The 26,214-nt window shown below is 34.8% G+C and carries 26 protein-coding genes; 19 read left to right on the plus strand and 7 right to left on the minus strand.

From position 1 onward, the window contains the following. Positions 1-118 precede the first annotated feature (118 nt). From Q0505_RS10520 to Q0505_RS10530, 3 genes are all read right to left on the minus strand, one after another. Positions 119-793 carry a hypothetical protein gene (locus tag Q0505_RS10520; RefSeq protein ID WP_299212548.1) on the minus strand — a complete coding sequence of 225 codons (675 nt, stop codon included), beginning with the start codon at positions 791-793 and terminating at the stop codon, positions 119-121. Then, positions 790-1,269 (minus strand): hypothetical protein, encoded by a 480-nt coding sequence (locus tag Q0505_RS10525; protein WP_299212550.1) that lies wholly within the window; start codon positions 1,267-1,269, stop codon positions 790-792. The genes Q0505_RS10520 and Q0505_RS10525 overlap by 4 nt, the downstream gene beginning before the upstream one ends. A 673-nt stretch (positions 1,270-1,942) precedes the next feature. Beyond that, positions 1,943-2,449 carry a hypothetical protein gene (locus Q0505_RS10530; RefSeq protein WP_299212552.1) on the minus strand — a complete coding sequence of 169 codons (507 nt, stop codon included), beginning with the start codon at positions 2,447-2,449 and terminating at the stop codon, positions 1,943-1,945. A gap of 538 nt (positions 2,450-2,987) precedes the next feature. On the opposite strand from Q0505_RS10530, the gene Q0505_RS10535 reads away from it, so the two are divergent. Further along, entirely contained in the window at positions 2,988-3,455 is a 468-nt protein-coding gene (locus Q0505_RS10535) for a hypothetical protein (RefSeq protein WP_299212554.1), read from the plus strand. Between the two features lie 110 nt (positions 3,456-3,565). On the opposite strand, the gene Q0505_RS10540 is transcribed toward Q0505_RS10535, so the two are convergent. From Q0505_RS10540 to Q0505_RS10550, 3 genes are all read right to left on the minus strand, one after another. Next, complete coding sequence (locus tag Q0505_RS10540; RefSeq protein WP_299212556.1) at positions 3,566-4,939, minus strand: hypothetical protein; 1,374 nt, start codon at positions 4,937-4,939, stop codon at positions 3,566-3,568. Between the two features lie 3 nt (positions 4,940-4,942). Then, positions 4,943-5,302, minus strand: coding sequence for a hypothetical protein (locus tag Q0505_RS10545; RefSeq protein ID WP_299212558.1), 360 nt, complete (start codon positions 5,300-5,302; stop codon positions 4,943-4,945). Between the two features lie 236 nt (positions 5,303-5,538). Continuing rightward, the gene (locus Q0505_RS10550) at positions 5,539-6,000 is read right to left on the minus strand and encodes a hypothetical protein (RefSeq protein ID WP_299212560.1); all 462 of its coding nucleotides are present in this window, start codon (positions 5,998-6,000) and stop codon (positions 5,539-5,541) included. A gap of 322 nt (positions 6,001-6,322) precedes the next feature. On the opposite strand from Q0505_RS10550, the gene Q0505_RS10555 reads away from it, so the two are divergent. From Q0505_RS10555 to Q0505_RS10575, 5 genes are all read left to right on the plus strand, one after another. Next, positions 6,323-6,577 carry a hypothetical protein gene (locus tag Q0505_RS10555; RefSeq protein WP_299212562.1) on the plus strand — a complete coding sequence of 85 codons (255 nt, stop codon included), beginning with the start codon at positions 6,323-6,325 and terminating at the stop codon, positions 6,575-6,577. Between the two features lie 493 nt (positions 6,578-7,070). Beyond that, a complete protein-coding gene (locus Q0505_RS10560; RefSeq protein ID WP_299212564.1) occupies positions 7,071-7,526 on the plus strand; it encodes a hypothetical protein in 456 nt (151 codons plus the stop codon). 4 nt (positions 7,527-7,530) lie between these two features. Then, complete coding sequence (locus Q0505_RS10565) at positions 7,531-7,779, plus strand: hypothetical protein (RefSeq protein WP_299212566.1); 249 nt, start codon at positions 7,531-7,533, stop codon at positions 7,777-7,779. Positions 7,780-7,805: 26 nt separating this feature from the next. Beyond that, positions 7,806-8,957 carry a glycosyltransferase gene (locus Q0505_RS10570; protein ID WP_299212568.1) on the plus strand — a complete coding sequence of 384 codons (1,152 nt, stop codon included), beginning with the start codon at positions 7,806-7,808 and terminating at the stop codon, positions 8,955-8,957. 90 nt (positions 8,958-9,047) lie between these two features. After that, positions 9,048-10,415: a hypothetical protein gene (locus Q0505_RS10575; protein ID WP_299212570.1), complete on the plus strand. Its 1,368-nt coding sequence runs from the start codon at positions 9,048-9,050 to the stop codon at positions 10,413-10,415. A 22-nt stretch (positions 10,416-10,437) separates the two neighbouring features. Here Q0505_RS10575 and Q0505_RS10580 read toward each other — a convergent pair whose 3' ends face one another. After that, the gene (locus Q0505_RS10580; protein ID WP_299212572.1) at positions 10,438-10,689 is read right to left on the minus strand and encodes a hypothetical protein; all 252 of its coding nucleotides are present in this window, start codon (positions 10,687-10,689) and stop codon (positions 10,438-10,440) included. 798 nt (positions 10,690-11,487) lie between these two features. Here Q0505_RS10580 and Q0505_RS10585 point away from each other — a divergent pair. The 13 genes from Q0505_RS10585 to Q0505_RS10645 all read left to right on the plus strand — a co-directional run bounded on the left by Q0505_RS10585 (position 11,488) and on the right by Q0505_RS10645 (position 26,065). Further along, on the plus strand, positions 11,488-14,631 hold the full coding sequence (locus Q0505_RS10585; protein ID WP_299212574.1) for a hypothetical protein: 3,144 nt from the start codon (positions 11,488-11,490) through the stop codon (positions 14,629-14,631). Next, positions 14,628-15,053 (plus strand): hypothetical protein, encoded by a 426-nt coding sequence (locus Q0505_RS10590; protein WP_299212576.1) that lies wholly within the window; start codon positions 14,628-14,630, stop codon positions 15,051-15,053. The genes Q0505_RS10585 and Q0505_RS10590 overlap by 4 nt, the downstream gene beginning before the upstream one ends. Before the next feature lies 1 nt (position 15,054). Beyond that, entirely contained in the window at positions 15,055-19,308 is a 4,254-nt protein-coding gene (locus Q0505_RS10595) for a strawberry notch C-terminal domain-containing protein (RefSeq protein WP_299212578.1), read from the plus strand. After that, positions 19,305-20,270 carry an AAA family ATPase gene (locus Q0505_RS10600; RefSeq protein WP_299212580.1) on the plus strand — a complete coding sequence of 322 codons (966 nt, stop codon included), beginning with the start codon at positions 19,305-19,307 and terminating at the stop codon, positions 20,268-20,270. The genes Q0505_RS10595 and Q0505_RS10600 overlap by 4 nt, the downstream gene beginning before the upstream one ends. Continuing rightward, positions 20,263-21,267 carry a hypothetical protein gene (locus Q0505_RS10605; protein WP_299212582.1) on the plus strand — a complete coding sequence of 335 codons (1,005 nt, stop codon included), beginning with the start codon at positions 20,263-20,265 and terminating at the stop codon, positions 21,265-21,267. Before Q0505_RS10600 ends, Q0505_RS10605 begins: the two co-directional genes overlap by 8 nt. Beyond that, positions 21,264-21,572 (plus strand): hypothetical protein, encoded by a 309-nt coding sequence (locus Q0505_RS10610; protein ID WP_299212584.1) that lies wholly within the window; start codon positions 21,264-21,266, stop codon positions 21,570-21,572. The genes Q0505_RS10605 and Q0505_RS10610 overlap by 4 nt, the downstream gene beginning before the upstream one ends. Positions 21,573-21,601: 29 nt before the next feature. Further along, a complete protein-coding gene (locus tag Q0505_RS10615; RefSeq protein ID WP_299212586.1) occupies positions 21,602-21,958 on the plus strand; it encodes a hypothetical protein in 357 nt (118 codons plus the stop codon). 3 nt (positions 21,959-21,961) lie between these two features. Beyond that, on the plus strand, positions 21,962-22,687 hold the full coding sequence (locus tag Q0505_RS10620; protein WP_299212588.1) for a hypothetical protein: 726 nt from the start codon (positions 21,962-21,964) through the stop codon (positions 22,685-22,687). Further along, complete coding sequence (locus Q0505_RS10625) at positions 22,674-22,919, plus strand: hypothetical protein (protein WP_299212590.1); 246 nt, start codon at positions 22,674-22,676, stop codon at positions 22,917-22,919. Before Q0505_RS10620 ends, Q0505_RS10625 begins: the two co-directional genes overlap by 14 nt. A 10-nt stretch (positions 22,920-22,929) precedes the next feature. Next, the gene (locus Q0505_RS10630) at positions 22,930-23,394 is read left to right on the plus strand and encodes a hypothetical protein (RefSeq protein ID WP_299212592.1); all 465 of its coding nucleotides are present in this window, start codon (positions 22,930-22,932) and stop codon (positions 23,392-23,394) included. Between the two features lie 128 nt (positions 23,395-23,522). Further along, on the plus strand, positions 23,523-23,999 hold the full coding sequence (locus tag Q0505_RS10635; protein WP_299212594.1) for a hypothetical protein: 477 nt from the start codon (positions 23,523-23,525) through the stop codon (positions 23,997-23,999). Then, positions 23,999-25,033, plus strand: coding sequence for a hypothetical protein (locus Q0505_RS10640; protein ID WP_299212596.1), 1,035 nt, complete (start codon positions 23,999-24,001; stop codon positions 25,031-25,033). The genes Q0505_RS10635 and Q0505_RS10640 overlap by 1 nt, the downstream gene beginning before the upstream one ends. Positions 25,034-25,195: 162 nt before the next feature. Next, positions 25,196-26,065 carry a hypothetical protein gene (locus Q0505_RS10645; RefSeq protein ID WP_299212599.1) on the plus strand — a complete coding sequence of 290 codons (870 nt, stop codon included), beginning with the start codon at positions 25,196-25,198 and terminating at the stop codon, positions 26,063-26,065. The last annotated feature ends 149 nt before the right edge of the window (positions 26,066-26,214 follow it).

Raw genomic sequence — 26,214 nt, forward strand, 5'->3', positions numbered from 1 at the left:
GATTGGTGTAAAGAGCGATTGAAAAGATGGATTGCTAACCGCCGTATACGAGACCCGTACGTACGGTGGTGTGAGAGGTGCATTCCGTTCCTAGCTAGGGACGGAACCACCTACTCGATTAGCTTTTAGTGCTTATTTCTCTTAATGTTAATACGTCTTTTTTTATTCCATTGGTCTCAATAGAAATCACTCTGCAATGTTTGTTGGCAGGATTTTCTACCACAGAAATTTCTTCAAGTTCAACTTCCGTTATATTTCTAGTGCACATTTCTCCATTATATAACTTTCCTTTTATATGGTCACAATCTCCATAATCGGATTTGCAAATTGAACAGTGGCTTTGCTTTACAAAACCACCATAACTATTAAAAATCATTTTTGGAAATAGAGTTTTCTCATAACTATGTAGTCGATTTAAATAATGTTCTAAATGGTCGCTTTCAAATGGATAATTTCTAATTACAGTTCCTAAATGTACTTGACAATCAACAAGAATGTCCCAAGCTTGTGCCATTTCATCCTCTTTTAGGCTAACTAGCATTTTTAATTCGCTCTGAATTATCATTGCTAAACGCTCAAAACAATAAATGAGATTGGCTTCATTACCGTTGTTCTTTTCAGCAAACTCTTTCCTTTGAACTGATAGTTTATCTATATAGGTTTGTAAATTGTCTATTTCCTCCTTTTGAAGCTCAATTCCAACAGTGAAAAACGTCTTTTTTTGAGCTTCATCGATTACCTCATTATAATCTCGAATTAGTTCATTTGGATTTATAAGATATGCTTTTGTCATTTTAGTGATTTAATGATTTCAGTCAAATCTTTTATGCCTTCTGAATCTCCTTCGTATGATATTTTTTTAACCGTCTTTTTTTTATGAGTTTCTACATAAATATCAAGCTTCACTTTTTTCTTTCCAATAGTGCCTTTAAAAAAGTCTTTACAATATTCTGATGCAACATTAATCGCTATTGCAATTAGGTGTTGATTTTCAGACAACATTGATAAGCTTATAAATATTGCTGGTCCATAATAGTCAGCACTTTTTCTACTGCGATAGATTGAAGAGTCAGAATTTAATTCGGTTGCTCCAAGATTATTAAGTCTAAACACTTTTTTAAAATCCGTTGTAGAGTCTGCAAATATAAAATCTGATTTATTACTTACTTCAGATATGTTTTCTGGTAGAAAAGTAAGAGATTCAGGAATCTCAATTTCCAATTCACTTAATTTCTCTAACAGGTTTGATTCTTCTATTTTGTAGTTCATATTTTAAATTCAGACGGAATGTTTTTGCATTAAAGCTAACAAAGATATAATAGCAATTGCTATTATATCCTATATACTCACTATAAATTCAAAGGTATTTTATTGATTTGTAATATTCTACAATCATTCGAATATATGTTTATATTAATTTGGAACTGCAAATAATAAGGTTTAAGTATATCTCAAGTCAACACATTTGCTAAAGATGAGTATAGAGGTCATGTCTTATTTAGTATAAAGTATATAACTGATATATTCAGTGTAAACCATATTATTTGATTTTATTTTAAAAGGAATATGAATTTAAAATCCGACATGATTGTATTTGTTGTTAATCTGGACGAAATTTAAAGATTGCTTTTCTTTACTTTTTAGTCTTATAACCATTCAAATAGTATTAGTAAAGCTAGTTAGAATTAAGTTTATATCTTGAACTAAAAAGTTCGATATTTGTCCCGTTCCTGCTACTACTAACAACCTTTTGATATTCAAGAGGTTGTTTTTGTTTTCGGGTGTTTTGTAATGCTTCAGAATAAAGAAATTTGCTCAGACGTAGGGTTTGACGTAGGGTTTTGACGTAGGGTTTTCATACTTTTTGACATATTTATAGTGTATTATATCTCATTACTTTGAACTAAAAAACAATAAGATTTTTTAATAATTGTAGTGGGATTTATTTATTATCTGATGAACTCTTGGACTTAGAATTTGGGAAAGATTCTGAAAACTCTTTCACAAAAACTTCAAAGAGGTCACTCTTTAATGATTTATTAAGTTCTCTCAAAGAATCTTTTGTTGCATTTAATCTTCTTATTTCTAAATTCTTTTGTTCTTCGCTAATTTTATATATGCTATTTATGCTGTCGAGACTTCTAGCATTTTTAATTTTGATACTGTCAATTGTTTTATAGAATGATTCGGTTTTTATTTGTAAAAGCTGTTCTTTTAATTCAATAGTTTTAAGTTGAGAACTCAATAATCCTGTAGAGATTGTTATGATGATTGTAGGTATTCCAATTAGACCTGTGATTATTGTTCCAAGATAAGAAGGTTTTTGCCACCACTTTTTTTCTAACTCAATAACTTCTGCTTTAATTTTCCTAAGTTCAAAACTTTGTTTCACGTTTTGAAAATCTTTTTTCTGTTCAGGATTGCTAGTATTTTCAGATTCTTCGCCCATAAAAATAAGTAAGATGTTCTATATTCTAGGTTAACTGTTTAAAATTGACTTTTTTCGTATATATTTTTATAAAAAGCTCTTATAAATGTAGTGAAACAATATGATATTCAGTAGTATATGCTTATCTTATTTAAAATAATAAATATTTACAGCAAAATTATCTAAAAGAAAATATAAGTCTAAGATATATTTATACCTTTTGAGAACTTAATAAATTTTTCTTACTGAAATAACCGTATATTTATGATATATAAGTACTTAGATTTTTAAAAATAACAATCCCTTATATATCTGGTGCTTACAAAGTATTTTTTTAATATGTGTGGTTTATCCGTAAAAAATATGTGGTATTATTTGTGCAAAACTGTTGGTAAACTATTGATATTTAAACCTTTTGATTTTTTTATTTATTATTTCTTTAGTACATTAGCGAAGTATTCTTGCAAGAATAGTTTAATCTTGATGTTATTTAATTTGTAATATTAAAGATTTGAATACAAAAATTAATTAAGGGGAAACAATTTTAAATCAAAACCAAATGAAAAACAAATTTTTATTTTCAATAGCATCTATTGTGTTATTTTTAGTGTCTTGCTCTTCGGAAGAGGAAGTAATTAATGAAAGTTCTAATCTAACTTTAAATACTGCAATAGAAGAAATAATTAATCAATCTCAAGATATTAACCAACCTGTAGATTTTGAAATCTCTTTTTTAGATGATGGAATGGTGCGACTAAGTGAAGCTAATAAATTAGAGGATTCTTTCGTTTCTGATTTCTCAAAAGGATTTAGTTCGGTATCAACTAATAAATCGTCTCAACGAACTGTGACAGTATGTTGTACAGTTGATGGAGAAGATCAAGGTTGCACGGAATGTGGTGATAACGATGGTGGCTGTGTTGGATCTGCTATACGAAAATGTTTAGATGACGATGGGTGTGCCGAAGTTTGTAATCAGCGTATTCGATATATGCCATCTTTAAATACATTTTATTTGCTTAAGTAAGTAACTCATTTACAGACTAGAAAATTTTCAATAAAGGAAATATCCACTTAACATAAAATGTTAAGTGGATATTTTTTTGGTTTAAGAACATTTTAAATGTTTTTAAAGTTTTAGGATTTGAATAACTTAAATTTCTTCTGCGCATTAGCTATTATTCTTTGATCAACATAATTTTTATCTATCACCTGATCAGAAGCATGAGAGGTTAAATCTCCTGTTTCCGATCCCATGGCTAGTTTCATATAACTAATGTAGGTTTTTCTTAGATGTTTAAATTGAATACTTTTACCTGTTTCTAATAATTTATAGAAATGAGAAAATCCTTTTGACATTTGCTCCATAAGAACGTTGGGACTTGTTTCTCTATTCATATCTAACAAATATCCATTAGTATCCTTCTTTTCTTTAAATCCTAAGCGATTCAATAATTCCATAAGGTCAACTGTTATTGGAATAATCTTAGGAGGCACATCATCATTAAATCCTATTCCTTTGCCTCGTTCTACTTTTAAGTTAGGTACTTCCAAATAACTTGGTTCTGAATTTACATATTTTACCATATTCCATTTAAGAATAATAATTTCTTCTCTTCTTCCTCCTGTGTGTAACCCTAACTCAATAGCTGATTTTAACCATGGCTTATATCTATTTCTTTTTGTTTTTTTATCTTTTCCCTCATAAGAAATACCATTTTCAGGGTTTATAGCTTTTAATAGTGCCTTATATTCTGGCATAGTAATAGAATCATTCCGCTTATTAACTGTTCTATTTCTAGCTTTAGAAAATGGATTATTCATGTTAAGCTCAAATTCCATAATAGCCCACGCAAAAAAGCTTCTAAGTACTCCTATTTTATTGTTATAAGTTTTATTAGCATATTGTTTTTCATTTAATAGATAGGAATGGAAATAACCCACATGATCATCATTTATTTGAAGCATTCGTAGAAGTTTTTTCTTTATACCTTTTTTCTTTAAGGCTTCATTAAACTGCATTAAAGATTTAGCCACTTCCTTAACGTGTTTCTCGGTTCGTTCTTTTTTAAGATGATCCGCTACATTGACATTTTCTAAAAAGAGAATGTAAGCAGATTGCGCAGATGCTAAATACACATGAATATGCATTTGTTTTTTAGGAATTAACGGCACGTTTACATCTAGTACTTTATCTTTTACTTCCTTTTCAAAAGCTATTGCTTCGAGAACAGCATCATTATAGGTCTCTGCTTTTAGTGTTCTACTGATGGTTCCTTTAGCGGTTCCTGGTATATGCACTCTGGCTTTAAAGACGTGCTTATCGATAGATTTACATCGGGTATAACTATGTCCTGATACACCACAGGTAGCGTGTTTTTGTTTTGTTTTTCCATCTACCTCAAGGGTTTGCTCTGTCCATGTAAAATACTTTTTACATTTATTATTCGCACAATAAATCATGAGTCCTTTGTGCTTTTTGTTTCTAGTGGGCAATTTTTTCTTTGTCATCGTTTATCCCTTTAGAAATTTAGCAGCAAGGCTAGACTTTTGTTCAACTTCCTTTATTAAAATGGATTCATACCGCTTGGTAGGTATAAACTCATCATCTAATAGTAATAAATACCCTAAACGATCGTCATCCTGATAACAGGTGTAAAGTTCTTCCCATTTTTCTGGATATTTCTGTTTTAACTCTTTGACAAGTGATTTATCAATTTCCATATCGACCATAAATCGATGGACTACTTTTTTACCCGCAATAGTTTGGGTAGGAATGTGATGATCGCTTAACCATTTAATAATGGTTCGTTGATCTGTAATGGGTAGAATGTTTCTTAACTCTTTTAACTCATAGAATTTATTATTTTCCATAACAACTGAATTATAATACTGTGCAGGTTTCAGTATATGGATTAGTATTATAGGGTCATAAAATCCCCTTTCGATATGTACTAATAAAAGTGATATGAAATCACTCTTATTTTTAAGTACCTATCAAAGCTAAGAAACGCTTAAATACACTGTGTAGTTAATTCTGCGTCACAAAAGCGACACCACTTGGATATCAAAACGATACTACGTACATATCAAAGCGATAGTACTTTTCTTTACTGAGATTTAACTTTCTTGTTTTCAGATAACTTACGGTTCTGTTCTAATAGAGTCATCATTTGCTCGTAGAGTTTCATAGTGAGTCCAAGGGCATTATAGTTGTTTTTATTAATAATGCGTAAATGGTCATCAGATACGTTTAAAATTACTTGGTTATTAGTTGCTGAATCTTGCAATACTTCAGGGTAGTAATTAATTTCAAAACCATCATAGAAGATATAATTCATATCAATTTTAAAATGTAAGGCAAGGTTCATAAGGGCATCCATAGGAATTCGTTTTCGCATTCCATTTTTAAGTTTTGAGAATATAGTTCGATCAGAAGGGTAGATAATATTTGATATTGCAATATCTGTTTTGGGTTCTACCTTTAACAATCTGTTAGTTTCTTTAATTTCTTCGATTACTTCTAAAAATTTAATAGTTTCTGGATAAATAGTTGGTGGTGGTGGTGGCATAGGGAAGTTGGTAGTTTTAGTTATACATTTGATTATGTGAATATAAGATATTAAAATTAGTATATTATTAAGTTATAACTGCGATATCAAAACGTCACAACTTACACACCAAAGCGTTACAACTTGGTTAACAAAGCATCATAACTAAGTTAATTCTAATTCAATTCTGCGATATCATAGTTTTTATGAAACTTATTTTGTTACTTTATTATCAAATAATATACGAATATTAGCAAATTATTTGTTATATATAACAAATATGGCAAAATATTTGAGTTATATTTTAAAAAATTGCACCACGTTATGAAAAATCCATTGAAGTATGAATCAGAAAAGAATCTCAGAAGTCGTAGAGACTATGTTTGGTCTTTACGAAAAACCCATTGAAGTCCTTAAAAAAGAAACAGGCACATCACGATCCATAATCTCAAAGTTCTTCAACAATAAAAGAATCAAGGCTTTTACAAGAAATTTTCTCTACAGGGCTTGTATTGCTTTAGTTGCAAAGAAACTTGACGAACAAGAAGCGTTAGACAAAAGGTTTGATATGCTCTTAAAACGGTATAAAAGCCGTTAAGATTATTATACATTCTAGCGAACTGCACCACACACGCCAAGAATATCTCCTAAACATTTATTTACAATACGCAGAACTAATAGGAATAAGTTTTTACTTATACCAAGTCCTCCTTATGTCTTTGAAAATATATAGTGGTTACTTAAAAAAGCATAATAGGAACTTCAGTTACTAACCTAGAAGTATGAACAATACATCTATATATACCAATGAAAAAATAAACTCATTTATGTCTCTGATTTTAGTTAAAACAATTTAAGAGGTAGACTTTAGTGGAAAAGTGCAAAAACAAGACTCATGGCTAGCTGGCGCGCAGGTTTTAAGTTAAGTAGTGTGAGTCTTGAAGCACGACTGTTAAAAAGTGAGGTGTATTCATTATAAGAGCCTATTTAACATTCGCACTACAAAGATGTATTGTGTTAATAATAAAGATAAGAGGCACTCTTTATTTTAAAGGGTTAGAATTAATTATTTCATTAAAGACAATAAAAGTATGACAGTTTTCAAAAAAAGTATTTCAAACAAGCTTAAAGGTATTTTCGGGGATTCTTTATCCGAAGAAGATCGCATGACACAGCATTTTATAAATCATTCAAATTCTCTAGTGAGAAAGTCGCATCATCACGGCATGGTCTCATTGCAAATCTTACAAAGATCGGAAGAACTATCTGCTATATTATATAAAGGAAATAATCAGATTAAAACAATTTCGTTAGATGAAATTCCCTTGTTTTTCACTAATGGATTTACAGCAAGTTTTATCGGAAAATCTTTGGTTGAGCAAAAGTTAAAAAATTACTTTAAAAGTTTAGAAGTCGTTTCCTGTTCAAAAACCATGAGAATCCAAATGGTTATAGATGAAAAAGAAAAGGTAAGAATATATACTTGTGGTACAATAGGTGTTAATGAAGTATCATTAAGTGAATTTATTACATTTTTTAAATCGTAGGATAATGGCAATACGCAAGAAATGGGCAGTTCCAATGGATTCCTATTCTAAAATGATTATTTGGCTGAATAATGGCAATATCACAACTTTTTACTCGTTAGATTGGAAAAGTAGTCATTCCCACCTCAAAGATAGAGCAACTAGGCTACAAAGATTCAAAAACAAAATTGCTCAGTACATTCCCAAGGCAAGAGAAATTAAAATTTATGATTTAGTTAGTGAGCGCTTAATTGCTCACTACGAGTCAGATTAAATGCTTATGAATTTACATTAACACACATGACCATCCCTATGCAAACCATTATTGAACACTTTAAGCATTTAAAAGAAGTCACTCCATTTGTAAAACGATATCCAAATTATGATCCTAACGATAAAAAAGTTCACATACTATATGTAAGTCCTAGACTCCGATCCGAAGAATATTATAGTAGCATACTTCCTGCATTGGAACTTAATAAAACAACAACACATAGCGCTATACTCAGTAGTGTAGAATTAGACCAATCTAGTAAGGACTTTTTTGATTATGTCAATATGTTAGATGTACGGTTATTACAATGGGCTAATTACATTGTATTTCCAACTATCCAAACTGATATCACCTATCTTATAAAGGTGTTGCGGTTATTATATCCTCACTTGCAAATAGTTATGCATTTGGATGGGAACTACCATAAAATGCCTCTCTGGCACACAAGCTATAAAAAGATTAATTCTGCAATAAAAGATCAGATACTTGCTAATATCAATATGCTGGATATCTGTATATGTCAAAATGAATCCTTACTAAAACAGTATCGTTCAGCTATTGAATTCTATTTTAAAGATGTAAAATGTTATTTGACAGTTATGCCAACACTTATCTCTAGGATAAATGTTGAGAATTTACAACCTGTCAACAGTCAACAAGAAGATATAAATATTGGTGTATTTGATCCTTCAAAGAAATTCTTAGATTTAGTGCCAAATTTTATAAAAGCACTAAAACAAAAAGGTCATAACGTTCATTTTATCGTTTTTGATTATAAAGGCAATAAGATAGAGTACTATTCACAATCTAACATTATATTTTTTGACAAAGGGGACTTTCTTACTTATTTTCAGCGAGTTTTAGAGTTACAACTTTCTATGGCATTATTTAATGTTTCTGAATATTCAAGATATGATCCAACTCATCATTATTTTGAAGTTTCTGCTCTGGGTATACCTTCAATAGCTTGTAAAAACCATCCAGCAGCATCTATTATAAACTCAAAGGAAGCTGGGCTATTGGTTATAGACCATACCGATTGGGAATTACATATTACTACCTTATTAGAAAAGGAGAAATTCCGAAAACAATTAGCCCTCCACGCTATGAAGGTTATTTGGAAGGATCATAGTTTTACTAGAAAAAACTTGAAAAAAATAGCCTCTATATTTGTTTAGATATCTAAGGTGTAATTATTTCTGTTTACTGTATTTTAGCATCTTACATATTTTTTTAAAGAATTATGTGAGTAAAAAAATGCAGGTATTATGAGAAAAAGAGTTGCTGAAGATATAAATGAATTAATCCAAATCTGGAAAGAAAATATAACTATCACTGTTGATGATGAAGATGGTAATGGGGGGATTATTTACTCGGATGATGAAGATGGTAATGGGGGGATTATTTACTCGGATGATGAAGATGGTTTTGATAGTATTGAAATAGCTTTTGAGTTAAATCTTCCATTTCCTAATAAAATCATTAAGGAAATGGAAGATTTTTTATTTAGAAATATTTCTACTCTGAAGTTTAAGAATTGCTATTTTTCTAAGGATGTTTATATAGGAGCGACAGATATGGATTTTAAATTTATTGATAATTGCTTCTTTAAGACTTCCCTTAAGCTAAGAGGTGGTAAAAACATTATAAAGTTCCAATATTGTGTGATTGAAAAATTAGACTGTGAAGATGCTGTTTTTGGTAATGAAACAGAAAAAAGCAAAGGAAAACTCAAACTCTATAATTGTGAATTATATGAAGTAAATTTTAGAAATACTACATTTCATAGCCTAGTTAATTTCTTCAGAAGTACTTTTTATAATCCAATAACTTTCTACAAAACTAAATTTTTAGATACCGTAGTTTTATCAGCAGTAACCTTTAGAGAGAATGTACTGCTTTCATATACCGTAATTAATGGATTAATGATGTTACGAGGGACGTTTGTTGAAAAGGGATTTGATATTTCCCTAGCAATCATAAATGGAAAACTAAGTCTATTTAATTTTGTGATTGATGATTATGCTACGTATAGTAAAATTCATAAGGATGTAGAAACGGCTATGAAAAAATATTCAGGCGAATATGAGTATGTCCAAGCCTATGAAGAGGTTTATGAAGAAGCGTTATCACATAAGCATTTAATTCCAATTGAAAATAAAAGAGAAACGTATCGTATCATAAAACATCAGCTAGAGAGTCAGAAAAACTATATTGATGCAATTCGTTATAAAGTCATGGAAAGCAAGACACATTTTAAGGAATCTTGGCAACAGATAAGACATGGGGTTCATTTTTTCAATCCGCTTTCTAATTTAGGGATTTTATCACTTAATGGACTATCGAATTGGTTTGGACTATCTTATGTATTAGGAATTATTTTTACAGTTTCAATAGCTTCGTTTTTTTTCAATTTAGCTTTGTCACATATCGGCTACTTTGAGTTTACGTGGGATTATACAGCATGGCAATGGGAATATTTTGTTCAATTTTTAAATCCAACACATCGCTTTGATTATATGAAGGCTATTGATCCAAACCCCAAGAAATGGTTTTTTATTTGGGATTTTATAGGTAGAATTTTTATTAGTTATGGAATCTATCAAACCATTCAAGCTTTTAGAAAATATAAATAGTTAAAGTGATTTAATATAGATTTTAGGTTAAAACTAGATTTTGTAACTCCCTTTTATATTTTACAATTCTTGGCGCGTTCTGAGCAGAATAAACAATCGATTTAGCCTCTTCAGTATAATCTAATTTTTTACAAGCAACATACTGATTTTCTGTTGCAGTATCAAATTCACTTTGCTCAACCACAAATACACTTTTTGTGTTTTGTATTTCACACACAAAAAAGGGAGAGATAAAATCGGCTACTACTTCAGGAAGAATTTTTCTTTTATTCACTACAAGGTTTTGAGTTTGCGAAAATAGCTAAAATCACAATGATTCTTTTATTGAAAGAGAGGTGTTTTCCTAGAATAATTTAATGTTTCTGTAAAGAGTTTTTTTGAAAAACAACTTCCACTTTATTATAAAACCTTTAAAGAATCTTTTAAGTATCTCGTAGTATTTCTCTAGGGAAACAGGCTTTGGTATAACGTAGCCCTATTTCTTTAAAAAACAGGATAAGAGTTGATGCAGTTTATTATGGGGTGTTTCTCTAAGGAAACAGGCTATTTTCCTAAGAAAACAGGCTTTGGTTTGACCTACCTATTTTTTTAGAAAACAGGGTAAGAATTGATGCCGTTTATTGTGGGGTATTTTTCTAAGGAAACAGGCTATTTTCTAGGGAAATAGGCTTTGGCTTGACCTACCCTATTTCTTTAGAAAACAAGGTAAACATTGATGCCGTTTATTATGGGGTGTTTCTCTAAGGAAACAGGCTATTTTTCTAGGAAAACAGGCTTTGATATAAGGTACCCTATTTCTTTAGAAACTCTTTAAAGGTCATTAAGAAAATAGTGTTTACAACACATCTATTTTCTTTATCTAAGCTAAAAATACTCAAGTCTCTTTTGTAAGAGCGAATATCTAGCACCAAAAATTAAGGCGTAATAATTTCCATTATTAGACTTTGGTACTTTTTGGGTTTTTTAATATACTGTTATTTAGAAAGTTGGATTTTTGTTTTGTCACTTTACCAAAGTCGCGCCACGGAATCCTGATATAGCGGAAGTATTTTGGCTTCAAACAAAACATAGTTTGGAATTCACAGTACTACATAATAAAGAAAACAAGTCAGTAGCGCTTCGATTTAATAAAGAAGTTCCTAATGAGATACGCGATTACCTAAAGGAATTGGGTTTTAGGGAATATAGAAATGCCCCACTAAAACTATTTGCTAAAGATCGCCCTTCGTATCGTCGATTTATAAAAGATTTTCAGCAGGCTTTAAAAAATAATACACAATGGAATAACATTATTATCCATCCTTCTTACGAGCCGTCAAAAGACCATATCCCAAAAGTTCGATTTAGTAAGATACAATTCATATTTAAAGATGCAGATCGAAAGGATCAAGAGTATATCGTTTTTGAACCCTTACAAGCTTTGGCTACAAAGATTGCAAAGCAGTATAGCGAAATACACTTTAAAGATGCTTTAAAACATATCATGGTATTTCCTAGACGATATAGAGAAGCTAGTAAAAAATTATTTGAAGCAGGACAAATTATATATAGCGCAGACTCATATGATAAAAATACTAAAAGTGCAAAAGAAATAATTGTTGAACCGATAACAGAAACACCTACCGAATTACCAAAAGAAGTAACCCCCGTAAAAACTAAACTTGAACCTGCTGACGAAGCTGAATCTGAATCTAAAACTGAAAAAGAAGTCAACATATTAGATAAAGAGAACACCGAAAAAGAGCCCAAGGAAAAAGAATTAGTAGCTCCTAAAAAAAAGAAGCTAAAGCAATGGGAGTATCAAATTCCATTTACTAAAAAACTAAAGTATAACGCTAAAATTACGATTGCTCAATTCAAAAAAAACAGCTACAGCTATGGACTGAATTACCAAAAAGGCTATGGTAATTTTTCTGGTTACGCAGGATCGCCTAGCATTTATGATCCGCAGTTTCCATCCCATAAAAAAGCATTAAAAGCGGGGTTTACATCTTTAATAAAGCAAATAGAAACTATCATAGAAAAAGGGGATGTGATTTTAAATAATGATCCCCTTCATAGAGAACGAATGGGAGGCGTACTAGAACAGATCATCGCTTTAGCAAAAGAAAAAGGGTTTGATCTGCCAAAAACAATCATTAAAAATATACTAAAAGAAGCACCTACAAAAATAGAGATGCCTTTAGAAAAAGAAGTAATCCCTATAACAGCCCCCATAAAAGAAGTTTCAAGACTTGACAGGGAATACGCTCAAAAAAGAGAAGCCAATGGATACCGTATAGTGCAAAGTGTTATTCAGAAGTTACAAATCACAATAGATGATATAGAGCAGGATAAAGAGATTACCCAGGCCCTTATAAATGATTTATTAGATGTTAGTGAGTCCGATGACCTGACAAAGGATATAAAAGGGGTTATTGATGATTTTAGAGCGCAGTACACGGCATCGACTGAAGAGGCTATTACCTTTCAAGTTTTACGTCTTATCGAGTTTTTTAGACTTTCTGAATTAAAAGCGAATTCTGACCTACCTAAAGTAAAGAGTATTACAGAAAAAACTTTAGAGAATATGCTTATTCCCGACAGTGTTGGAACTGATTTCGCTTACGGGAATATAAGCTATACTAACCGGACTTTTTATAAAAGAGAGTATCCGTATTTATTACATATTTCAGATGATACTTTAGAGAGCGCTGATGCAAGTTCGCTATTTGAACTTATGCAATTCCCACATCCAACCGATTATGGGTTTGCAGTGAGTCGTTTTGCATTATTGGAACTCTTTGAAAACAAAGGCGAAGCTATATTCAAGGAATTGGATTTGCCTAGGACGCTTAACTATCCGTATATCAATCTGCATACCCACCATAGAGCGGTACGCCCACTAGGAGAAATTATAACGAATGATACCGATAGAAGCAAGTGGTGGCACGCTATAGAACATTATCGTCCTATAAAAGACCCCCATTTTACAATCACTCTTATTGATGAGCAGATCACTATCGAACAGGAAAAACAAGAGGCACTTATCAATCCCAATACAGGCAAACCTAAAGGAAAATTAAAGGAAGAATACCAAAATAGAGAATGGACAATTACACTTTTACAACAATCAAAAGCAAACATAAAAGCTTATATCGAAAGTTTACAGGGTAGTAGTCAAGCTGAAAAACAAACACCAAAACAAGACCCTAGTTATTTAGATCAGGTAGTGGCTATTATGCATACCCATTATCATAAAGGAGAGCGACTGACAAAAAAGAAAATAGAGGCACTTTTAGAGACCGCGGAAGTACCTACTCTTGGAATGCTATGGGAAGCGGTAGAACTCTCATGGCTTTTATGGTATCGTCAATTATATCTTCAAATCACGCCGTTTGAGGTAAGTCTAAAGGCAATGATCCGATTTTGGAATGAAGTACAACCCACCTATGCCTATTCGGATAGCAGTAAGGAGAAATACAAGCAGTATTCCACTCCTTGTCTTATAGGAGCCATGCTTGCTGAGTATACAGGCATGAGAAACGCCGAGGCGGTTTTTGAACCAAGCGCAGGCAATGGACTGTTACTTGTTGGGGCTAAACCCCATAAGACTATTGTGAATGAAATTGACACCTCTCGTTTAGCTTCACTACGATTTCAACGGTTTTCAGAGTTGCACGCCATGAACGCTTCTGAGCCTTTTCCCAAAAAATGGAAACACCATTTTGATGTAATGGTCACTAATCCACCTTTTGCGCGATGGGAGGAAGACCGTTTTGATAAAAACCGCATTGTTGGCAAGTACTTTAATAAGCATTATGAACTTGCAAGTTTTATGCGCTTAGAGCATTTAATGGCAGGACTTGGCCTTGATACTCTAAAAGATTCGGGCAAATCAGGTATCATCATTATGGGGCATTTTGGCTACGGTAAAGATGGTCATATTAATCGATATGCTCCTTTTTATAAATGGCTGTATCGTCATTATATCGTTGATGATGTGATTAATCTCAATGGGTTTACCCTGTATAACAAACAAGGAGCAGTCGCCTCTATGATGCTGATTTTAGTGGGGGGTCGAAAACAAATTCCTACTACGATATTCCCCACAAAACAAACCCATCCCCAATTAGAAGCTATTGTTGAGAGCTATGAAGCTTTATGGCTTCGAGTCAAATCGCATATAGATCCTTTAAAAAAATTAGTAGAACAATTAAAAATTGCAAACAGATGATATTTTACAATCCACAATTGATCACCGATACCGATAGTGCAACACTATTTTGTATTCAAAACGCTACTGCATTTGATCAGTACGAAGATCATTATTCAGGTATTTACCTGCATCTATTTAATCTTATCGAAAATGCTCTAAAAGAAAAAGAGAATGTCGTTGGTCTGATTGAAGACTATTTAGAGACTCCTTATTCAGGAGGTGAAAATTCAGAGGAATTAACGTCTTTTATTTTTTATAGTGACCGTATGAATAATGCCCTTGCGACCCTTCGCACTCGTTGGAGCGGGTATGACCCCTTAGTAGCGCAAGACACCCTTACCACAGCTTCTGATATCAGTAAACAAGAGGCGATACAGGGCTACAGCCATACTACTTTACGAAGTTATTTAGAAGCATTAACCACCATTGAACTTGACTGATATGCAAGAAATCCCTTTAAAAGAAGTCGCATCAACTATGGACACGACAGCACTTACAGAGGCTAAAAGTGCTTTAGTATCGTATGCGCCTATGTCAAAAGCACCCTATGTGATGGATACCTTAGTGCCTCGAAATTTAGCTTTTGAAACTCAGGTGGCGCTTACTAGTGTTGTTAGGCAGTATGGAAACATTGACCATTTGGTTCGAGATAAATTACGCTATGATTCACTAGAGAACCTTTGGAAAGCCTTTAGCGCCGAACAAGTAGATGCCGTTGGACTGTACTTGAAACAGTTTGATGTGGGTAAAAGCTTGATTATCGCTGATGCCACGGGTATTGGTAAAGGTCGCGAAGCAGGTGGGGTAATTCGTCACGCCGTAATGGAGGGGTATTTGCCTATATTCTTTACCCAAAAAGTAAAACTGTTTTCAGATATCTACAGGGATTTAAAAGCCATTGATCTAACGAACATTGATCCGTTTATTTTAAATACTGATAGTCAGGCGAAGATTAAAGACAGTGATGGTAGTGTGGTTTTTAGTTCGCTTTCTTCGGCAGAGCAAAAAGAGCTTTTAACTAGTTCAGAGACCGTTGCCACTGATAGCGATAGAGCCATTGCGTATTACAAATCTATTGGTAGGGATTTACCTGATCCTGAAAAAGAGCCTGAACTTACCATAACCAATGTGATTGATCATCTGCCAAGTGAGTACGATATGATCTTTTCCACCTATTCTCAACTGCAATCGGCAGCACCCTACAAGTATTTATGGTTAAAAGCGATTTGTGAAGAGGTGCAATTAGGCAGATCACGATTTAAAGGAGTGGTTTTTGTCTTGGATGAGTGTCACACCATAGGATCACATGAGACCCTTATAGGACAGGCGATGTTATCACTTTTATCTCGATCTCATTGCTGTTGTTTCCTTAGTGCTACCTTCGCTAAATATCCTGAGGTGATGCCTATTTACGCTGGATATACGGCTATTGCAGAGGCGAAACTAAGTAATGCGAATTTTGTGAGTTCCATCAAAAGAGGTGGACTCGCCTTACAAGAAATCATCTCACCCAATCTAGCAGAAATGGGACAGCTTATTTCTCGCCAACGCTCTAGTGAAGGGATAGAAACTTTTTACGAGGTATTAGAACATGAGCCAGAGCGAAGTCTACATAGAAAACAAGTAGATAGGATCATTAAGATCATGCGCCGTATTGCTTTATTTGAAAGTGAGTATTTAAACGCTCGTTTTGCGGTTATTCATTCTCAGGCAAAAGCTCAAGGGGATAAAACCAAACAGAAGCCTAGAAATCTAGGAGTTAAACAAAGCCCCTATTTTTCTAGAGTCTTTGGGATTGTCGATCAAATGCTCTTTGCACTAAAAGCGCCATCGGTGGCAAAAAAGACACTTGATTTATTAGCACAAAATAAAAAAGTAGTGATCGCCTTTAAAAGCACGATGGGTGCATTTTTAAATGATTTACAATTATCATCAGGGGATACCATCCCCACAAAAGACTTGGACTTTGTTCATATATTACAAAAAGGACTAGATAGTATTTTTTATTATAACTATACTACTATTGATAATGAAAAGTCACGTCAGCGCATCCCTTTAGAAGAGTTACCCGAACAGGCACAAATTGCGTACAACACCCTTAAAGAAGATATTAAAAAGGAGCGTTCAGGGCTTACGATATCCCCTATTGATATTCTAATTGATACTATTACAAAAGCAAAGAAACCCACTGATCTTGGCGGTCATAATAAGTCTCATTTCAAAGTAGGCGAAGTTACGGGGCGTAAACAGCGATTGCTCTTTGATGGAGATAGGGCTACTATTCAATCCTTTCGATCTGATTCTGAAAAGGCATTTCGGCTATTTAATTCAGGGGAATATGATGTTCTACTGATTAATCAGAGTGGAAGTACAGGCGCTTCAGCCCACGCATCGAAAGATTTTAAGGATCAACGTAAACGTGCCTTACTCATGCACCAATTTGAACTAGACATTAATACGGTGGTGCAAATATTAGGTAGAGTCAATCGCACAGGGCAAGTAGTCCTACCTGAGTATTACTATATCACTTCGGATATCCCAATGGAGCGTAGACTTATGACCATGCTCAAGGCAAAACTAAAAACCTTAGATGCCAATACCACGGGATCGCAAAAAACGCGTGATGATACCCTTAAAAGTCCTGACTTTTTAAATAAATATGGAGACACGGTAGCCCACGCATGGATTAAAGAACATCCAGAGATGATGCCCGATTTGGGATATCCAAACCATACCAGAGTGAAGGATGATAACGGATATGTAAGTTATGTGCTGAATCCAGAAAAACACGGGGCAATTCGCCAATTAACGGGTCGCGCAGGGCTTTTATTAGTCAAAGATCAAGAGGCACTCTATGATGAATTACTCTCTCGCTATAAAGATCAAGTCCAATTAGAAAAACAACAGGGCACTTATGATTTAGAAGTGGAGTTTTTACAATTGGATGCAGAGGTTCAAAAGCGGTATTTATTTCATAAGGGTTCAGGGGGAGAGAGCGCCTTTGGACGCGATACCGTCAGAGAAGAAACTATTATTAATAATTTGAATCGTCCCTTTACCCTGCAACAAGTAGAGATCAGAATTCTAAAAGCATTGGAAGGTCAACCTCCTGAAACGATCAAACAGCAGTTACTGGCTAAAATCGCATTAGAATATCCTATAATGGTTAAGGAAAGAGAATCTTCAAAAAGAGAAGGGATTGATAAACTCATTTTGCAACTTGGAGAGTTAAAAGCTAAAGACCATCTAAGTGACAAGGAGCAAGAAGAAGCAGCACTCTTACAATCGATTATAGCTGAAAAAGAAAAGAATTTACAAGAATATATAAAGCAATTAGAGACCGTCCGTAGACGTATTGAAACTCATATTGGGTTTTGGCAGGTTGGAGACGCAGTCAAAGTGCCTTCGAGTATTAGCGCTTCTATTGATGCATCTTGGGGTGTGTTTTTGGGAGTTAGTATTGGAAAGAGCGCTAAAAATCCTTATACCCTTGGTAATATCCGATTAAATTTTGCGGTCACCGATAGTCGTAAAGCCCTTAGTATTTCATTAAGTGAAGGTGGGGATAATGATGTAATCAGTGGGATTTATAAAGAAAGTAAGGCTAGCCCTATATCGGAGAGAGAACAAGAAGAGGTACTTACTCTTTGGAACGAGCGAATTAAAGAGGCTTCGGTTAAACGAGAACAGCGCCATATTTTGACGGAAAATATTCTAGCCTCCTCAGGTTCTATTGATGGTAAGAATAGGCTCATTAAATACAACACCAAACAAGGCACGATTCAGAGTGGTATTCTCATTTCTAGGGATACCGATACTTCTTTTTATAATCAAAGTAGGTATCCCATTAGTGAGGCGTTAGATAAAATCACTTCCATGAATGTGAATGGTTATTTCAAAGCAAATGATGATAAAATTCGCTTTGAGAAAAAAAGCGCTACTATTTTCGATGTATATCTTGAAAAAAAGGAGTTTTACAAAGCAATTATTGATCCCGAGTTACAGAAATTATTAACTCCAAGGATGGGTGCAGATCCTACAGAATTACCCGACTTCGTTCAAAACGGAAATGAAATGACAGGGGTAGTATCCCTATCGAATTTGACTTCTTTTCTACATAAACTCAATACCTATGGGGTGTATTATTATGATGAGGCTAGAGAGGTCAAGGAATTAAAACAAGAAAACGAAAAAGACTGGGAGTCGCGGACCGAGCGATCTAATAAACGTTATGTCTATGAACTAGGAACACCCTACGGAAAATCAAGTCATCCAAGTGCAGGGTTTGAGAACTTTTTTGAAGGGGACGGTCGCTACCCATTAGGACGTGTGGTCTACAATCGTCGGCTTACTGATAAAGAGCGGTATAATTTCACGCTCATTCCTGTTTTTAAAGATGCCTCGGAATCTTTCAAGCTATGGAAGAGTGAGAGTAGTGATAGCAAAGTACTAAAGGATTATCTAGCCCTTGTCGATACTCTTGCCGATGCACCTTTATATAAAGCCATAGAGGAATTAGGCTATTTCATTGTCAATCATCCACACCAGAGTGGAAATACTGAATTTGTTTTTGGTAGATATACCGCCTTAGAACTCGGAAAGGCATCCTACCATGAAGAGATCAGTGAGATTACCCCCTTAACAGAATTAGTAGCCAAACTTGAATTACACAAAGAATTAGAAAACACCCTATGATGACAAACGAGCGATATAAACAGTTAAAATTAGACATTCCTGAAATTGATCAAATTCCCAATTTCATGAAGATTTTGGATGATTTGATATGGGGAAATAATGTTTTTTTAGTTGGATCGGCAGGAACAGGCAAGACCACCTTGGCAGAGAAAGTAAGCTATTCGCTCTTTGGTCGGCATGAGCGCGATAAAAAAGAGCTTCCTTACATCACTATTAATTGCAGTCAATGGACTTCGCCTACAGAAATTAAAGGCGGACAGACCATGACGGGCTATAAAGAAGGAGCGCTTATAGAGGCGTGGCGAGATGGGAAAATACTCATCCTAGATGAAATGCCCAAGCTTGATCCTAACACCGCAAGTCTACTCAATGATGGCCTAGCAAAAAGTGCGAGCGAAGAGGCGGTTATTTTTAATGGACTTAATGAGGCGATTGTCAAACATCCGCATTTTGGATGTATCGCCACTGGAAATACCACAGGAAAAGGATTTAGTAAACACTATGTCGGAAATAGCAAACAGGATGCTTCCCTTATTGACCGCTTTAGCGGATGTATTTATCATGTTGGTTTTAATGAAAAACTCGAAAAAGCACTTATCTATCCGATGTTAGTAGAAAAGTGTCAAGCCATTCGTAGAGCTATTCTACGCTACGAGGCAAAAGATGCTTCGGATGATACCACAGAGGATATTATGACCCTTCGTACAATGCTGAACTTGCAGCGTTCTTACGTGCTTGAGATGTCTCGCGAAATGGGAATTAAAGATTCGAGTGACATTCGTTTTACCCCCTATCAAAATGGTAAAACATTGCAGGATGCCTTGGAGAGTTACTTCTGGGTAATGAATAGCGAAAAGGCTAAAAAAATCAAAGCAGAAATTAGTTATGATGGGTTTATCAATACCTATAAATCAGCAGAGGCTAAAACACAATTTTCAAAAGAATATACCCGACGTGGCTAATCCAATCCTACATACACACTCTTTTGAGAACAGGCGTTTTCAGTACATCCAATTTCCAAGTCCTGGTGCCTATCACGATTTTGTGCAAAAACGGTGTGGGGAGTTATTTATGGGTAATGCCAAAACCCTAGAACGCATCGTTAAAAATGCAACACATCGGATCGCCACTTCAAGTGATTGGTATGGAACTCCAAAGCCAACCACTATAGAGGATTTAGAAGATCATCGCTATTTTGGGAAGATGGAATTATTAGAAGTACTAGCTCCTAAAATACAAAAGGAGTTACATCGCTATACCGATTTGGTGGAAGACGACTTATTAAAACGCCCAATTCTTAGTGCAAATAGTAAAGGATTAGGGGTGTTTTCTTTTGATCGTGCGATGATGGGACTCTACAAAATCCCTCTTGCTAAAGGGGCTTCTGCATTAGAGAAATATGTGCATGGACTTAAAATTGAATTGGGCAAAGACAAGGCGACTACCGTTAAGAAAACGCATCTATATTTTGAGAATAGATCAGCTTCTAAACCTACGCTCACCCTTTCTCTATTGGCAGGAGCAAATGCTAACATCAAAGGCGATGCTTTGTATTATGTAGGTATCGCTCTAGCACTACTGACAGAGTATTTAGAGAGTTGTCATATCGCAGTGGCTATTGATGTGCTGTTAGGTACTTCTTTCGGAGTTCACACCATTGTATCAGCCATTAGGGTCAAACCCTTTGAAGCCCCACTCGATGTCAATCAACTTTTAGTCTTAGGGAGTGATCCACGGTATTTCCGATTTAATGGCTTTAAGGGACTGATTGCGCTTGCGGATTACTGCGGACTCAATATCCCCGATGGACTTGGGAAAATAGATGATACCATTACAACGGGCTATATCGAATATGTACCCAATACCCTACTGTTTAATCAAAGCTATTCCATAGATCGTGCAGTGAAAGAAGTATCACGCATCTTGCTAGAATACACAAAAAAAGTTAAAACAAGATGAACATATCACAAGACAGTATTCAAAAAATTATGAGTGAGGCAATTTTAATTCAAAAGGATTGTACCGAGTCGTGTTTTGATTTTCAGGTGATGACTTCAAGGTTTCATAAAGACACCCTGATTCTTCGTTGGGTAGAGGTTGATATAAGCGATGTAGAGCGTCCTATTCAAACGTATCGTTATCGGTGTTTTTATTTGGATGGAACTTCTCAAAACTGTTCCATTCATTATACGAATGTGGAACAAGCGAATGCCTTTTTTAAAAGCCTAGAGGGATATGACAGGCAAGATTTTACCAAAGGATAATAGTCATTTATTAATTTAAAACAATTACGATGTATAGACTACAAGAGATAAAGCCCGGTGTACTAAGAGACATCATTATTAAGGGACAAAAAGAGATTATGTTGCAAACAGGAAGTCCGCTAATACTAGAGGATGGCTACATCCTAATTAAAAAACAAACACAGGATTTTACCATAGATGACCCTATGGCAAAAAAGGCAGATAGATTACTCTTTGAGTTACTTGAAAAGCATAGAAAGATGACCAATCAAAAAACAGTTAAACCAGCAAAGGGTAAAGAAGTCCCCTTGCTTAGTAAAGAGGCGATTCGTATTCGTGAGAATGAACGATTGCGCATTGTTAAACTATTAAAACTCAAATTAACCCTTATTCCAAAAAGCGCATAAGTTATGACACATTTAGCACAAATTAAAGCATTGGACTTAACTAAGATTCTCAACAAGGATGTTACCTCTGAAATTGAAAAACTCATTGAAGATTATGAGACGGCAGAGGATAAAGAAGATTTTATAGAAGTTACCAAAGAGAGTTCCGCACTTATTTTAGAGCTTATAGAGGATGTATATCCAGATGCTATTGCTCAAAAAGAAAAACCTTGTGTAGAGGTAGTGGTCACTCCTAAAGAGGTAGTCCCAAAGCCCAAAGTATCCCCTAAAAAACAAGAAGTAAAAGACAATCATCAGTCTGAAAAAGAACCTTCACTAAAGAAGAAATCTGCACCAAAAAAGAAAACCATACCAAAGAAGAAACCTACAAAGCAGAAATCGGTATCTAGTAGCGTAAAATCAAAACTACAGCAGTTACAAGAAGAAGTTGAGGAGTGTAGAAAAAGAGGTGTGACTAGAAAAAAGTCACCTAGAAAAACATCAACTCCACCCAAGACAGTGTATGACAAGGTGTATAGCCATATCAATGGTATTGCCAATTTATTGCCAGAGCGCTTTAGGCATGATACCCAAAAAATAAGCGATCTAAAGCGAATGAGTTTGGGAATACACAAAAAGGTAGTAGGTGTATTTGAAATGAATGAAACCTTGGCCGAAAAGGGAAAGATTGCCTTAAAACAGAAGTTTAAAGATATTAACAAAAGAATACTAGCAAATGACAACAAATAAAAAAATGCTCATAATCACAGGAGCTGGACTTGCTATCGGACTCGCCGAAGCATTATTGTACTACAACCTTGGAAGAAATGCAGATGCCAAAGAAGGTTTTCACTTTGGTATTCCTAAAGGAGCAGAACTAGGCAAAACACTAGGTATTGTTCTTGCCACCTCACTTGCTACGGCATTACTCTCTAGTGGGGTTGAAAACCTATTGAACAAACAAGAATTAAAACTCGCATAATCCATTTGCTATGAAAAAGATCACATATAAAGCCTATATCGATAAGCACGCATTAGATATTTCTTTACTTCCAAGTGATGTTCAAGATAAGATCGGCGTATTTAAAAAAATGCTTGAACTAGAAGAAGATGTTCAGGCGCAAGATGCACAGGAATTAGAGAATCAATTACAAATCTTGGACACTGAAATCCTTACCGATTTAAAAGACATTAAAAAGCTTCATAAAATTTATCATAGGGATGTATCACAAGAAAAAGAAACATCCCTAGGATCAAATACGCAGAAAAAGCGTCACAGCGACGACATCTTAAGTCGCTTAATAGAGGAGAAAAAGCACTTAAATGTGTCGCGCTCTACTTTGCGTACACTTGGTATCACTACTCCGCTATCGAAAGTGACAATCATCGGAAAGTATTGTATTACAAGGACTTCCTTTTTAACATATCGCTACCGTATCGCATTGGTATCTAACTAGGTATGTTTTTGATGTCGCAGTAGTGTGTTACCCGTGACGCTTTGATGTGTAGGTAGCATCGCAGAAGTAACCAAGTAGTAATTACCTCTTATTTAAAATCGCTTACTAAAATGATGTAGTTTGAACCTATGAACAAGCCAAAGGACATATTGGAGAAGAATCTAACCATCTATGGTTTGCTTGATGTGCGTGTACAGCAGTTAGTTTCCAAGTTTGGAATTACCAGAGCCATTGCCCTGTTAGATGGAATGACATCTGCAAGTATTGCTTTAGATGACAATGAAAAAGAGGTACTCATTATTAACTTTTTAAATACAAGGGCTAAAAAATATTTTGGTTTTACAGGAAAAGACTTTTGTAAGGCTCAAGATCAAAACGCAAGAGACGCCCGTATGTCCTGTTACTATTTACTTGTAAAGCATTTGGATATGAATTATCAAACCATAGGCTATTACTACAAACAAAAACGGCGAAACGTTCGCTATAACTATAAAAAAATTGAAGAGATCATAGAGATTAAAACGTTTTACAAAGACTTTTTTAAGCGATTTGATGCGCTAGAATCATCATTAATAACCTATTTATTAGCATTAAAAACAAAGTAATGAATGACGAAATAGAAAAAGAAATTCAAGATGTCCTTTCCAATACAGATGGGGATCACATTTTGGAAGTGCCGATTTCAGAGGCGCAAAGCCCCCTTAATACGGCGGTTAAAACAGGCGATATTGCCGATGTATCTAAAAAAGGAGCGTCAGAGAAAGCTAGCTTTTTAAAAACTGCTGAAGATGCGTATGCTAAGGAGCAAACACAAAAGGTCATTGCAGATGCGCCGCAGCAACACATCGGGGATCACTCAGAGCATATCTCACAAGAAAATGAGACTACGAAAGCTGTTATATCTGATAAGCAAGCTATGCAAACAGCCGAGGCGCTCCTTGGTATGGCGGATAATTTTTTAGCCGTTGGTGGTGGTTTTTTTGTAAAGATTACCAAGCATGAGGAGTTCTTTGAATTCGAGGAACTTGTAGAAGTCATTGACTCTCAAAACGAGAAGAATATTAGACGTATCAGGCTTGATCAAGATGATAAGGCGCTTTTAACTCCCCTATTAGCTCAGGTCATAAAAAACAAAACCAAACAGCTTAGCCCTGAACAGCAACTCTTGGGGGCGATCATTTCAGTAATTGTCAAAAAAGCACAGACGGTTATGGAGGTACGTGCTGAAAATAAATCGCTTGAAGGACGTATTCTTCAAATTGTGCGAGAAGCGAAACTTCCAGATACAAAGCAAGAGGAGCAAGAAGAGAAACCCAAGCAAAAAGATGTACAAGTCCCTGTAGATGAAGAGCCTTTTGAGAAGGAAATTTTGGAACAAGAGATTTTGGAACAAGAGCAAGAAATTCAGACTCCTATTGGGGTAGTAGAACAACAGGATGAAGACCTTGTATTTATCAATAGTAACAATAGCCCTTTATCCAATGAAATGCACCTAGTCTATGAAGAGGTAGCCCCAAGTGTTATATCTGAAAAACAAGTGCATAGCGCTTCTTCTAGTTCAACGAACAAGAGAGAACGCCCAGACTCTTCTAAAACCGGGGAGCAGAGCCATTCTCAGGACTCCGATGATACTTCCTAGCTACTCTTTTACATAGTAAAGGATCTACTTCTTTCTAAAGAGAAGTAGATACGCGCCTCTTTTTAAAAAAAGAGTGTTCCATTCACTTATAAAGTGCGATGGCAGGGATGACACATCCCTTTTTGTAAAAGACAATAGATATATAAAAAGACAAAAAAAGCTATGAAGGTAACATCTAAGCGACAACCGATGATCATGCTTGTTTGTGGGGAAACGGGAGTTGGAAAGACCTATCGAAACAAACTAGAGATTTATCAATATATGCAACAGCATTTAGCCCTTGGTAAAAAAGGGCGTAAGGTACTCGCATTTGATACCAACGATGATGACTATCCAGAATTTACCACGGTTGATCCGAATCACATACAATCCCTCTCTAAAATTCATGCACGACGCATACGCCCTTTTAATCCTGACGGGACTCCGATGGATACGGCTCAAAAGCGAGAGGTAATCGAAAAGATCATGAGGCATTATAAAAATGGGATGGTGGTCTTGGATGATATTGATCATTATATGGCAGGAGCAAAAGGACAGAATATGATTGGGGCTTTATGCACGGTACGCCATAAAGGAATCGATGTACTACTCACCCATCAGTCGGTGGCTAAAATTACCACCTCAGAGTGGCAAAACTGCACATGGTTACGACTTCATCATCAGGTGGATGATGTGACTCGATATCGGGATCGTATTCCTAAATATAATTTGGTACGGATTGCCCAATTAATTGTAGATGCTCATTATGAGTTAGCTTCAACGGCTTTTTCTTTAGGCAAGGTATCTGAAAAGAAGTACCAAGTGCTAAAGAGTTTTTTTGTGTACGTCAACATGAGAGAACAACAAATTATGGGATGCAGTAAAAAGAGTTACATAAAGGCAGTAAAACGCTTTATAGATCAAGAGGAAACTAAAAAGATTCGAATGCTCTTACAGGAGCGTGATTTTAGTGGCAAGGCTATTTATAAAGATCGTAATGCCGTAATCATTCATCTTATTTCAGGGTATATACGGCATTTTAAAGCTGTTTAAAAAAGTGATTTTCATAGACTTTGGTCATTTTGTACATATCCAAAAATGAATTAAGTATATCATAATTAAGTATTTAAAATTTTCAAAATCTACTCGATTGTCATTTTACCAAAGTCGCGCCACGGAATTGAGCAAGTTTGATCTCAACT

The sequence above is a fragment of the uncultured Dokdonia sp. genome, from assembly GCF_937910895.1.
Classification (GTDB): Bacteria; Bacteroidota; Bacteroidia; order Flavobacteriales; family Flavobacteriaceae; genus Dokdonia.

Excerpts from the sequence above, each read along its gene's own strand:
- Q0505_RS10520 (WP_299212548.1), bottom strand. The coding sequence starts at position 793 with ATGACAAAAGCATATCTTATAAATCCAAATGAACTAATTCGAGATTAT.
- Q0505_RS10525 (WP_299212550.1), bottom strand. The coding sequence starts at position 1,269 with ATGAACTACAAAATAGAAGAATCAAACCTGTTAGAGAAATTAAGTGAA.
- Q0505_RS10530 (WP_299212552.1), bottom strand. The coding sequence starts at position 2,449 with ATGGGCGAAGAATCTGAAAATACTAGCAATCCTGAACAGAAAAAAGAT.
- Q0505_RS10535 (WP_299212554.1), top strand. The coding sequence starts at position 2,988 with ATGAAAAACAAATTTTTATTTTCAATAGCATCTATTGTGTTATTTTTA.
- Q0505_RS10540 (WP_299212556.1), bottom strand. The coding sequence starts at position 4,939 with ATGACAAAGAAAAAATTGCCCACTAGAAACAAAAAGCACAAAGGACTC.
- Q0505_RS10545 (WP_299212558.1), bottom strand. The coding sequence starts at position 5,302 with ATGGAAAATAATAAATTCTATGAGTTAAAAGAGTTAAGAAACATTCTA.
- Q0505_RS10550 (WP_299212560.1), bottom strand. The coding sequence starts at position 6,000 with ATGCCACCACCACCACCAACTATTTATCCAGAAACTATTAAATTTTTA.
- Q0505_RS10555 (WP_299212562.1), top strand. The coding sequence starts at position 6,323 with ATGAATCAGAAAAGAATCTCAGAAGTCGTAGAGACTATGTTTGGTCTT.
- Q0505_RS10560 (WP_299212564.1), top strand. The coding sequence starts at position 7,071 with ATGACAGTTTTCAAAAAAAGTATTTCAAACAAGCTTAAAGGTATTTTC.
- Q0505_RS10565 (WP_299212566.1), top strand. The coding sequence starts at position 7,531 with ATGGCAATACGCAAGAAATGGGCAGTTCCAATGGATTCCTATTCTAAA.
- Q0505_RS10570 (WP_299212568.1), top strand. The coding sequence starts at position 7,806 with ATGACCATCCCTATGCAAACCATTATTGAACACTTTAAGCATTTAAAA.
- Q0505_RS10575 (WP_299212570.1), top strand. The coding sequence starts at position 9,048 with ATGAGAAAAAGAGTTGCTGAAGATATAAATGAATTAATCCAAATCTGG.
- Q0505_RS10590 (WP_299212576.1), top strand. The coding sequence starts at position 14,628 with ATGATATTTTACAATCCACAATTGATCACCGATACCGATAGTGCAACA.
- Q0505_RS10595 (WP_299212578.1), top strand. The coding sequence starts at position 15,055 with ATGCAAGAAATCCCTTTAAAAGAAGTCGCATCAACTATGGACACGACA.
- Q0505_RS10600 (WP_299212580.1), top strand. The coding sequence starts at position 19,305 with ATGATGACAAACGAGCGATATAAACAGTTAAAATTAGACATTCCTGAA.
- Q0505_RS10610 (WP_299212584.1), top strand. The coding sequence starts at position 21,264 with ATGAACATATCACAAGACAGTATTCAAAAAATTATGAGTGAGGCAATT.
- Q0505_RS10615 (WP_299212586.1), top strand. The coding sequence starts at position 21,602 with ATGTATAGACTACAAGAGATAAAGCCCGGTGTACTAAGAGACATCATT.
- Q0505_RS10620 (WP_299212588.1), top strand. The coding sequence starts at position 21,962 with ATGACACATTTAGCACAAATTAAAGCATTGGACTTAACTAAGATTCTC.
- Q0505_RS10625 (WP_299212590.1), top strand. The coding sequence starts at position 22,674 with ATGACAACAAATAAAAAAATGCTCATAATCACAGGAGCTGGACTTGCT.
- Q0505_RS10630 (WP_299212592.1), top strand. The coding sequence starts at position 22,930 with ATGAAAAAGATCACATATAAAGCCTATATCGATAAGCACGCATTAGAT.
- Q0505_RS10635 (WP_299212594.1), top strand. The coding sequence starts at position 23,523 with ATGAACAAGCCAAAGGACATATTGGAGAAGAATCTAACCATCTATGGT.
- Q0505_RS10640 (WP_299212596.1), top strand. The coding sequence starts at position 23,999 with ATGAATGACGAAATAGAAAAAGAAATTCAAGATGTCCTTTCCAATACA.
- Q0505_RS10645 (WP_299212599.1), top strand. The coding sequence starts at position 25,196 with ATGAAGGTAACATCTAAGCGACAACCGATGATCATGCTTGTTTGTGGG.